10 protein-coding genes and 1 pseudogene are annotated in these 10583 nt (G+C 33.6%); 7 read left to right on the plus strand and 4 right to left on the minus strand.

Annotated elements, in window-relative coordinates; genetic code table 11:
- Window positions 1-410 (plus strand): urease accessory protein UreH domain-containing protein (locus tag V7014_RS02390; RefSeq protein WP_335503813.1); only part of this gene is annotated, 410 nt, incomplete at its 5' end.
- 382 nt (window positions 411-792) lie between these two features.
- Here V7014_RS02390 and V7014_RS02395 read toward each other — a convergent pair.
- Window positions 793-1644: pseudogene (locus tag V7014_RS02395) on the minus strand (AraC family transcriptional regulator).
- Window positions 1645-2055: 411 nt separating this feature from the next.
- Here V7014_RS02395 and V7014_RS02400 point away from each other — a divergent pair.
- Window positions 2056-2622 carry a DinB family protein gene (locus V7014_RS02400; protein ID WP_335503815.1) on the plus strand — a complete coding sequence of 189 codons (567 nt, stop codon included), beginning with the start codon at window positions 2056-2058 and terminating at the stop codon, window positions 2620-2622.
- A gap of 458 nt (window positions 2623-3080) precedes the next feature.
- Here the strand turns inward: V7014_RS02400 and V7014_RS02405 are convergent, their stop codons facing one another.
- Both V7014_RS02405 and V7014_RS02410 read right to left on the minus strand, forming a co-directional pair.
- Entirely contained in the window at window positions 3081-3311 is a 231-nt protein-coding gene (locus V7014_RS02405; RefSeq protein ID WP_335503817.1) for an SRPBCC domain-containing protein, read from the minus strand.
- Between the two features lie 104 nt (window positions 3312-3415).
- Window positions 3416-3883 carry a GNAT family N-acetyltransferase gene (locus V7014_RS02410; RefSeq protein ID WP_335503819.1) on the minus strand — a complete coding sequence of 156 codons (468 nt, stop codon included), beginning with the start codon at window positions 3881-3883 and terminating at the stop codon, window positions 3416-3418.
- A gap of 321 nt (window positions 3884-4204) precedes the next feature.
- Between V7014_RS02410 and V7014_RS02415 the strand changes: the two genes are divergently transcribed.
- The 5 genes from V7014_RS02415 to V7014_RS02435 all read left to right on the plus strand — a co-directional run bounded on the left by V7014_RS02415 (window position 4205) and on the right by V7014_RS02435 (window position 10064).
- On the plus strand, window positions 4205-4528 hold the full coding sequence (locus tag V7014_RS02415; protein WP_335503821.1) for an ArsR/SmtB family transcription factor: 324 nt from the start codon (window positions 4205-4207) through the stop codon (window positions 4526-4528).
- A complete protein-coding gene (locus V7014_RS02420) occupies window positions 4529-4927 on the plus strand; it encodes an SRPBCC family protein (RefSeq protein WP_335503831.1) in 399 nt (132 codons plus the stop codon).
- Window positions 4928-5104: 177 nt separating this feature from the next.
- Window positions 5105-8275: an ATP-binding cassette domain-containing protein gene (locus V7014_RS02425; RefSeq protein WP_335503823.1), complete on the plus strand. Its 3171-nt coding sequence runs from the start codon at window positions 5105-5107 to the stop codon at window positions 8273-8275.
- Window positions 8276-8642: 367 nt separating this feature from the next.
- Entirely contained in the window at window positions 8643-9158 is a 516-nt protein-coding gene (locus tag V7014_RS02430; RefSeq protein WP_335503825.1) for a DinB family protein, read from the plus strand.
- A 330-nt stretch (window positions 9159-9488) separates the two neighbouring features.
- Window positions 9489-10064: a GNAT family N-acetyltransferase gene (locus tag V7014_RS02435; RefSeq protein WP_335503827.1), complete on the plus strand. Its 576-nt coding sequence runs from the start codon at window positions 9489-9491 to the stop codon at window positions 10062-10064.
- Window positions 10065-10219: 155 nt separating this feature from the next.
- Here V7014_RS02435 and V7014_RS02440 read toward each other — a convergent pair whose 3' ends face one another.
- Window positions 10220-10561, minus strand: a complete 342-nt coding sequence (locus V7014_RS02440; protein ID WP_335503829.1) for a DUF3889 domain-containing protein — start codon at window positions 10559-10561, stop codon at window positions 10220-10222.
- Between the last annotated feature and the right edge of the window lie 22 nt (window positions 10562-10583).

Here is a 10583-nt window from a genome sequence, read left to right on the forward strand (position 1 = left end):
GTCCTATATTAATAGTAATTGGGCTTTTTATGCTTGGAATCATTAAATTTTATAAGTCATTTTCTCTTGGTAGTATACCAGAAAGATTGACTAAACAAGGCAATCTAGGCGCATTTCTAATGGGAGTAAGCTTTACATTAGGGTTCTGTCCAACCATGTTTATTTTGTTTTTTGGTACTTTGATACCAATGTCTTTATCTGTTTCATATGGTGTGATTCTTCCAAGTATTTTTGCATTCGGTACTTCATTGCCTCTAATCTTAGCTATATTTCTTATTTGGTATTTCGAATTAAGCGGAAAATTAATGAAAAAGAATGGAAGAAAGGTTGGCTTAGTGGTACAACGAGTAGCAGGTGTCATAATTCTTATTCTAGGTATTTTTGAAACAATTACTTATTGGCAAATGTAATTTGCTCGTCTGATCACTGCTTTAAGTGTGATACCTAGTTAGACAGAAATAATAAGTTACTCTATTACGGAAGAGGACGCAGGAATGCTGATTAGTCAGGATAATGGTGCTACTTGGAGGAAGATTGGTTTAGAACTTAATAAAGATGCAGTCGCTTATTATGTAATAAATCCGAAGTAAACTGAAATAATAGCAGCTTTAACCTTTGAAAATAACTTACTCCTCTGTCAAGATGGCGGACAGAATTAGGAGACAGGAAGATTTAAATAGTTTAGCTATATTTAATTGTTCTATTATTGTGGATTTAAAGTGTTGAAGAAACTCGAATCTAAAAAGCCCAATTTCTCAAGGTAATCTTTGAGAGATTAAGCTTTGTAAAAATTTATTTTGCGATAATTGGGACCCAAAGTTCATGTCTTGGTTTATGTTTTGGTCCGTAATAACATTCTATACATGGTAAATTTGCAAGTTCATACTTAGAGGTTGGTACCCACTTTGAATATAGACGTTCCCATGCATCTACTATGTTGGGGAACACTGCCCATGTACTTGGAGGAATAATAAGTGTCTCCATATCCGCTGGGGGTTCTCCATCGTATCTTACCCCCATAAAGTAGGAGAACTCTTCATCTGTTATTGCGGCTTCTTTCCCACAAACACCCAAAAGGCTTTCAAGTGTGCATTTTGGGTTTTCCCATGACATATCAATAAGATTCTGCATGAAACCTTCTTTTTTCGCAGTACTCCATAGTGTAGGTATTGTTTTAAATGCTTTATTGGTTTTTACAGGCGTACCTTTTCCTACTATTTTTAATTCAAAATCAAGGTTTTCGATTCTGTACTCCATCTCACTATCTCCTTTAATAGAAATTTGAAAGGCCATCCTCGGATAAGCTTTTAATTGTACCCCTTTATTACGAGCATTGGAGGGAGTTATTCCATGTATTTTTTAAAAAGCACGTTAGAAGGTATCAGATGAAACATAACCATATTTAATTGCCACATCGATGATCCGAATATTACTTTTTTGAATTTCAAAGGCTGCGAGTGTTAATCTTCTTCGTCAAATATATTCTGAAAGTGAAACACTTGAGATAGAAGAAAACAATCTTGAAAAATGAAACTCAGAGCAAGAGCAAGTAGCGGCTTTTGCAATCTTTTTATAGTCTATTTCTTCATCTAGATGATCTTCAATGTAGTCCAATGCATTATTCATTCTTTCTAACCAATCCATAGGATTACTCCCTTTCAACAGTTACTTTAGAACAAAAATGTGATTAATTGCCGACATTTCATGCCTAAAAATGTTGGTATATTAATAGAGTATGCAAGAATTATGTTTAAATATTTTTTATTATGAATGAATTTTGACTTTTTTACACCATATTTTTTATGATATATGTATAACTTTTTAACTTTAATTATATTTCACTTTTCAGTGATTACTAGTAAATAGGTGAAGTATATCACAGTCTAAGTGCTTTATTTGTCATCTTAAAAGTGAAATGATCTAAAAGGTTTTTATAGAAGAGCATCATTAACAAGAAGGACAAAATTTACTTATAGTGATAACTCAACTTATTTTGGGTGAAATTTTTTTAAGTATAAATTTTAGATTTTTATATGAAACGGAGGATTCTACTAGATGAAATCTAAAAGCATATCAAACCATTTCCTCACAATAAATCAACAAAGAAATCACTTTCTGCCCAAAATAGAATCACTGTCACAAGAGAAACTATGGAATCGAAATGAAGATGGAAAATGGTCGATCGGAGAACATATATATCACATGTATTTGATTTTAAGAATGCTTAAAGTTGCGACTAAATTTTCATTCATTCTCACACCATATGCCAAATTAAGAAGAAATACTCCTTTTCCAACTGAAATACATGATATTTATGCGGAATATAAAGAGAAAAAAGGCAAGGGTATGAATGCTCCTTGGATTTTAGTTCCCCAAAAAAATATTCGCAATTCTATGGAAGGAAGAGATTTGGTAAAATTACTGTCGAAAGAGACAAATGAACTGAAAGCATTAGTTAAAGGTATAGATGAAGATATTGCTGGCCACATTGTGTTTTTCGATCCATTAGCTAAGTATCCAAATTTAATTCAGGCAATACAGCTTCTAGCTATACATGAAAAACACCATTTCGAAATTATTGAGAAGAACTACGAAACAGGAGGGGAATGTAATATTACTTAATTTTCTAAGTTGAAGCTTTAAGATTATAAATAATAAGGCACAGGTGCTAGATAGGTTTAACTCACGCCCGCCTCATTCATTTTTATGAGCATGATTATATTGAATACTATATTGCTAGAAAAATGGTGATTTAAACTTTACTGATATTTATTTAAGATTTGGAAAAAATGGCTGCTATTTTATCGATACACTGTTCCATGCCTATTTTTGACATATCCATCATTTGAACTAGAGACCAGTCATATTCTGTAATGGTCATTCTGTCTTGTTTTCGCTTAAAGTTTTGAATTCTATTGTATGAAGTTGATCTTGTGGAAAATCATGAGGCATGCCTATCGTGAGGGGGGCTGTTTTTTTTCCTGTTTTGTCTGCTAAATTGTGAATGTATTCGATTCGCTGTAAGTGGACAATTTTTTTGTAGTGCCAGCTGCTATATTGATTTCCATATTCAGGGGAGCTCATACAGACAAGTTATACTTTGCTTTCGCGAAAATCAATCTCTGCAAGTGGTGAGTTAAGCCATCTGGTCCCCACCATTTCATCACGTAATCGGGATCAGACCAAGCTCTCCATACTTCTTCAATTGGTGCGTCAAAGACACGGGTGATGATGAGGTCCTGTCTTTTTGTGGTATCGGATTTGTTATTTTCCGTAAAGGCACATCCTTCTTTAAAAGTTTTTTTATACAAGAAAATAATAGCATAAAATTTGTATGCTCTGAATGTTGTTACGTTTTAAAAATTGATAAAATTGTTTACTTTTAAATAAAGGAACAATGTTCTTAATAAGATCCTTATAAGTATCCCTTCATTCGTATTACTTTCCCATCAATTTCGGGTCCTATTTCTTTCATTCCTAGTATACGGTAAAAGCACATTGCAGAGGAATTGGTTGGTGATACTCTAAGGTGATATTCACTTACATTATTGCTTTTAAAGAACTGTTTTGCATATTTATGTAATACCTGTCCTATACCATTTTCACGTTTTTTAGGTATTAGATAATACAGGTTTATATAACCAATGTTCCTATCTTCGTATTCCCGAATAGATAATTCAAGTTGTCCTATAAGTTCTCCATCTTCTTCAACTAAAATGAAACCTTCTGGATATGCAACTATATTCTCTTGTAACCAGCGAAGATAATCATCATCTTCTCCAAATCCAAAAGCATCACCAAAACTAACAATAAACGAATCCTTTCGAAATTTGAGAACTTTTTCACGGTGTTTTTCCAAATTAATTTTTTTAAACTTTAACACAATATCACCCCTGCACTAACTGTATTCGATTTCTTTATTTCCTTCATTAAGAATCATTCTATGTGTATAAAAAAGGAGTATTTACTGCGCCTTCTATCTTTAACTTAAAGGGCGCTTTTCTTAAAGGAAGAAGGCTTTTTGTAATGGGCCAAATTAATTTAAGAGACTAATAAAATAAGGATATCATGACAAATGAATAGAATGGTTACTTAATGAAAAAAATAAATTTGACAGGGCACCAAATAGTGTTATATTCTGAATAACGAATAGGACACTACTTGGTGTCCCTTTTAAGTCATGCAGATCAGGGGGAGAGTTAGGTTGAACAGGACAAGAACAAATAGAGATGTTTATGAAGCAGTTGCCGATCCAACTAGGCGTAAATTGCTTCGTTTGTTGGCAGATGCAGAAGAGTTACCTCTTCACGAATTAACCGCTCAATTTCAAATGGGGCGTACAGCCGTTTCTAAACATTTGGCTCTCCTCAAAGAAGCTGGTCTAGTTGCTGACCGAAAAGTTGGTAGAGAAACAAGGTATCGATTAAATGCAGCGCCCTTAAGGGAAATCAAAGATTGGGTATCCTTTTATGAGAAATTTTGGAAGGAAAAAGCGGTACTTTTAAAAAAATTATTATCGGAGGAATAAATAATGGCAGATTTATCATTAGATTTTCAGTTTACAAGTTCAATCAATAAAGTGTGGAACGCACTAACAGAATCGGATACTCTTTCAAAATGGATAATGGAAAATGACTTTAAACCAATCGTTGGACATAAATTTCAATTCCGAACTGAGCCAAATGAATGGTGGAATGGAATTATAGAGGGCGAAGTGCTTATCGTGGACGCACCAAACCGGTTGTCCTATACTTGGGAAAGCGGAGAGAAGCATACGGTAACATGGACGCTGCAGGATTTAGGGGACGGAAAGGTTAACCTTCATCTCGAACAAACCGGAATCTCAAATGATCAGGCAGCCGCGGGAGCTAAGTATGGCTGGACTAACTGGTTCGGCAAGTTTGAAAAGGTATTAGAGGAAATGTAAGACCAAACCGCTGAATTTTATTAGTATTAAGCTAATTTATAGGAAAAAGCAAACGGCTCGGTATAAGACTGAGCCGTTTGCTTTTTTAATACAAGTATTGATATAAAAGACAATGCAAATTCATGTTAATTGTGCTAACATTGCAATACTAAATTTAGAGAATGGTGAGGATATCCGATGAAAATAAATCAATTAATTGCTAACAATATTAACCGTTTAGATGCCGTTTTACCAGAAGATCAATCGTTAGGAATTGCTGGTTTGTCCGGATCTGGTAAAACCACGTTTTGTCAAACCATTGGTGAAGAATCCAAGAAGCGTCTCGTTTCCTTATTGCCTAAGGCTGAATATCAGTATTTGTTTTCTAATATTATGGAAACGAATTTTAGTGCCATCAAGATGGAAGACATGCCTTTAGTTCTTTTTCTAGGGAAATCATCGATTTCTTCTAATCCGCGTTCAACGATTGGCACCCATACGGGCGTTTTTAAAGAGATTCGTGAAAAGCTTGCAGATGAATTTCATCTTTCGCCAGAAGTTTTTTCTTTTAATAACGTATTAGGCTGGTGTCCTGCATGTAAAGGACGTGGTACTACAAAAAATGTCGAATGTAAACAGTGTGAAGGGAAGCGTTATAATCCGGAAGTTGAGCAATATAAGATAGAATTACGAAATCAACCACACAATATTTCCGATATCAACAATTTAAGTATTGAAGCAATTTATTCCCTTTCAGAGGAATTAAATATTAGTGCAGAGAGACAACATATACTTAGGAATATTATCCATATGAATATTGGTTACTTAACATTAAATCGGATCATGGGTACATTGTCAGGAGGAGAATTAACACGGCTTTACTTGGCAGAATTCATGGCAACCAGTGAAAATACCGTTATTATAATTGATGAAATCTCAGTTGGTCTTGATCATGAAACCCTATTGAAAATTTTAGAACAGATTAAACAATTAGGCTATAAGAATCAAATTTGGCTTATTGATCATTCTGACACGGTGCTAGACACAGCTGATGAGCAATTGTTCTTTGGGCCAGGCAGTGGTAAATACGGCGGAAAAATTGTTGCAGAATCACCACGTCCAAAACCTGTTTTCTGGGAACGAAATCAGGAAATGTCAACAGAATACTATCAATTTCATGATCTTCACTGTCGTAATATTCAAATGGCTGAAATTCAGATTCCGAAAAATAGACTTGTAACCTTTACCGGTGAGTCTGGATGTGGTAAATCGACCCTTGTAAATGAGTGTATCTCCAAGGATTTTCTGAATCGATATCCAAAAGATAAGCTTGTCATGGTAGGGCAAGATCGAAATCAATCTATTACTAGCCGATCAACCGTTGCGACATTTCTTGATATCAAAAAGAAACTTACCAGATACAGTGACGAAATTGATGATATTTTTCAGCGCTCTATTGAAGATATTATTGATGACCTTCCAAAGGAAGACATCGCTCATAAACGCTTAAGTTTACTGATCAAACTGGGACTCGGTTATTTGACATTGGAAAGAAAAACACAATCCTTGTCGACAGGTGAATTTCAATGTGTTCATTTAGTTTCTGAGTTGTTTTCAAACTCAAAAAAAGCTCATACCCTATTTATTTTTGATGAGCCTTCCAAAGGATTATCACAAAATATATTAAACCAATTCATTGATAGTGTAAGGGGCATTCTGCAAGATGAATCTGTCTCCATTATGATGATTGAACATAATGCCTATATGTTAGAAAGCTCAGATTATATCGTTGATTTTGGTAAAAGACAGCTGGAACCTGTTCAACATCTTGATGTTGTCAGTCATGATGAATATTTTAGTCAACATAACAGTACTAATAGCGTTGCTCCATTGCATATTTCTTCAACACTAGATTCAAAAAATGGCATTAACTACTTAAAAGAAAATCATATTGGCTATTTTAAAAATGCAGAAAACGTCTATAAGGGTGGTATCTTAAAAAGCTTATCATCAATGGCCCGTTTGATTTATGGTGAATACGAATCTGAAAGAATCGCTCCTGTTATCGCTATTGACCTTGAAAGACACTTGTATAGTCAATATAGTTTTCTTTATGAAATTGGTGGACTAATAAACCATATTTTGGCTGCTCATCCGACTAATAAAGATACTAGAAGTTTCGATTTCTTTAGTCAAGAAAATCATTGTCCAAGCTGTTCTGGTCGTCGTGAGATTGAAAAATTTGATTTTGATTTAGTCATTCAAGACAAAACAGTGCCATTCTGGGATGGCTTATTATATCCAGACGAGATGGAGGTATTAAAATATTATCAATATCCAAAATTGCAATTCCTATTTGATGAGATAAAGAATGAACTTGGTCAAGATATTAGCAAAAGCTACAATGAGATGACAGAAGCAGAAAAGCATACATTTTTATATGGATATTGGGAAAAGTCATTTTATGATAAAGCAGGGAAAGCTTCGAGGACATGGGAAGGGTTTAATTTAATCATTGGGCGCTATATATTTATTTCGAAATCAATTATTAAAGAGCAAATGAAAGAATCGAAAGAGATGATTACCTGCCCTATCTGTGAAGGAACAGTGCTAAATCACCATAAAAAACTAACATTTGGTGATACTGATATTCGTGAGATTATTAGACAACCTATTGATGAGGTCATAAAAACAGTAGGGTACTTACCAGAACTGGAAAAACTAAAAGCAATTGTCGGTGGTGATACGGCACTTACGGAAGATGTATCCTTATTTCCGAGGGAAACACAAGTATCGCTGAAAATGCTTGAATTAGAACTAGCAAGCTTTGTCGGTTATGAAATAGTATTACAAAATGTTCTACCATTCTGGGAGAGAATTAGTGGCAATGTCGAAACAATAAGCAGCAAAAATCTAATCACCATCTGTGATTTTGCTAATATCACAGAAACGAGAGAAACCATCATTGATAAGTATTTCACCAATGGAAAATACAAAAAGCTGACGTATGTCTATGAAGCGTTTCGTTACAAAAAAATTGTTACCCAAATTAATAAGATTAAAAAAAGTCATCCATGTCCATTCTGTAAAGGGAAGAAAGTCATTTCGGAAGATGGACTCCATGATGGCGTGCATAAATTATCGGTACCATGTGTTAGTTGTTATGCAAGTGGCATCAATGATGAAGGGCGTAAGGAAATTGTCGATGGCATAGATGTGCAAACATGGCTAACTGGCAAAGTAAGTGATGTTGTTGATAAAAGCATGAATCTTGAGGCTGTTGCAGACATTCCCATTTTCTCTCGCATTCGTGAGTTGAATAAACGAGATATGATGGCGGTTTATCAATGCCTTGAGCAAAATAATTAAATTAGAACCGTGAAAACAAGCCATATTTTAATACAAAGCTAGATATTAGCCTGTGAAAGAAAACTCATTTGCAATAATACATTGCAAATGAGTTTTTATGCTATTCTGAAGAGGAGCTTGTTGGTTTAAAAAGAAAGATGGAAATCCGTTAAATGAAGTGAGTATTTTGTGTGATTCAACAATGAATAACAATAATAAAATGGGCTCGGATAGAACAATTAAGTATGATCCAGCCAAACTACTAAACTTATAATATGAATGAAAGCAGAATTGGAAGTAAAGCTCAGGAGAATACTTTTCATCGTAGAGAATATATAAAGAATAATAGGAATTTAAGTACGCATTTTTTAGTGAAGGGAGAATTCTTATGAATAAATTAGTTAATGACAATCTGTATGTAACGAGAAGTAACCTAGTAAAGGAGATTACTTTATTAAGTGAAGCACAATTTAATAGTAAGCCTGATGTGAATATGTGGAGCATAGCACAAGTTTGCCATCACTTAGTTTTAGTGGAAGAGGCATCTATAAAGGCTGTTACATGGGGATTAAAAGAAAAGGATCGTTCTCAAAAAGAACGTAAAAAAGTTCAGCTTATATTATTGGATAGAACGAAAAAGATTAAAGCTCCAAAAATCGTTGAACCAGATGTAGAACCATTTGAAGTTCAGCAAATAATTCATATGTTAAACGATTCGAGAAAAAAATTGATGACTTTTCTTAGTACTATAGAAGATAAATCAATATTGGCGGAAAAATCAGTGAAGCATCCTGCTCTAGGTGAATTACCTCTTGATCAATGGATTGAACTGATCTATATACATGAACAGCGACACATTGAACAAATAAAAGAGATAAAATCGCTTTTAGATACCAGGCACTAAACGTAAAGATAAAAAGAATTTAGCAAATTACATTGCGCGTATTTTGACTAATCTTTTTTTCAAAATATGCGCTTTTTTTTGTGTTGTTTTTTGAATATTCATAATATTACTCTGATCAAATAAAAGGGAATAAGTATATCAGCCTTATTTCCAAAACACTTTGTTTAGGAACGATTAAAGTCGTATAAAAATAAGGTAATCATGAATATTAATGTGAAGTTTTTTCAAATGGTTTATAATCGAAATATTCGCTTATCTTACATTCGAGTTTTATTCCTGAAATACAATTTATAAAGTTTTACGACAAGTGCGTAATATGGAGGAATGAATATGGTTGAAATAAGAGGAAACAAAGTAACTTTAAGAATGGTTACTACAGATGACTTGGATTCGATTTATTACTGGAAGTTCATCGAAAAAGATAAATCTGCAAAGAAATGGAATGGACCTTATATACCAGAGAAATATATCACAAAAGCTCAATTTATAGAAGAATGGGAAAGTAATAAAGAACTTTTGCCAAATGTACCGAGTAAATTGATTATGACGGTTAACAATCAGTTTATCGGTAGTGTTGGTGCTTACTGGGTTGATCAAAATACAAATTGGCTTGAAACAGGAATTGTTACATATGATAAAAAATATTGGAATGGTGGTTATGGTTCAGAAGCATACGCATTGTGGATTGATTACTTATTTGAAAATACAAGACTTCATCGATTAGGTATGTCTACATGGTCTGGCAATGAGCGGATGATCCGAGTAGCTGAGAAACTTGGAATGCAAGTAGAAGCAAGAATTAGAGAGGCACGAATAGTCGATGGAAAATACTATGATGCTATTAAAATGGGGATATTACGAAGAGAGTGGAAGCAAAATAAAAAAATTAATGGTGTTGTCAGGTAACATGCATAACGGCATCATGAAATTATGAACAATTGTGGATAAATTTGGTAATGGAAGCTTTTCTGTGGCTTTTCACAGAAAAGCTTCCATTTAATAAATTTGACACCTGATTTCTGAAATTTGAGTTAGAAATAAATGTATTACCGTCAAAGATCTTAATCTGAAAACTCCTTGGAATTGATTTCAATAATTTTTTCTGTGTCATTAGTAAATTCAATAGAAATATAAACAACAAATTTCTTTTTGTTATCTTTTAACCATAATTTAAATTTCTCAGTTGAGGTTCTATTCCCTATATTCCTTCCAATATGAAGATAATCAATAATCTTCGCAGTTGGATACTTTTCTTTTGTTTTTTGCATAGCAAAAGTACCCCACTTAGCATATGGTGGAATAGATTTTTGTTCAGCATATATTTTATGATTTAACAATAAAAAATTCGTAGTTCCAGTGAGAAAAAATAATGCAACGAATAATATGTATATCGATTTTTTCACCTAATCACCCTCATGATTGTAT

This window comes from Bacillus sp. JJ722, assembly GCF_036963345.1.
In the GTDB taxonomy this organism is placed as follows: Bacteria; Bacillota; Bacilli; order Bacillales; family DSM-1321; genus Bacillus_AD.

Coding starts and splice junctions, on each gene's coding strand:
- V7014_RS02400 (WP_335503815.1), top strand. CDS start 2,056: ATGAAATCTAAAAGCATATCAAACCATTTCCTCACAATAAATCAACAA.
- V7014_RS02425 (WP_335503823.1), top strand. CDS start 5,105: ATGAAAATAAATCAATTAATTGCTAACAATATTAACCGTTTAGATGCC.
- V7014_RS02430 (WP_335503825.1), top strand. CDS start 8,643: ATGAATAAATTAGTTAATGACAATCTGTATGTAACGAGAAGTAACCTA.
- V7014_RS02435 (WP_335503827.1), top strand. CDS start 9,489: ATGGTTGAAATAAGAGGAAACAAAGTAACTTTAAGAATGGTTACTACA.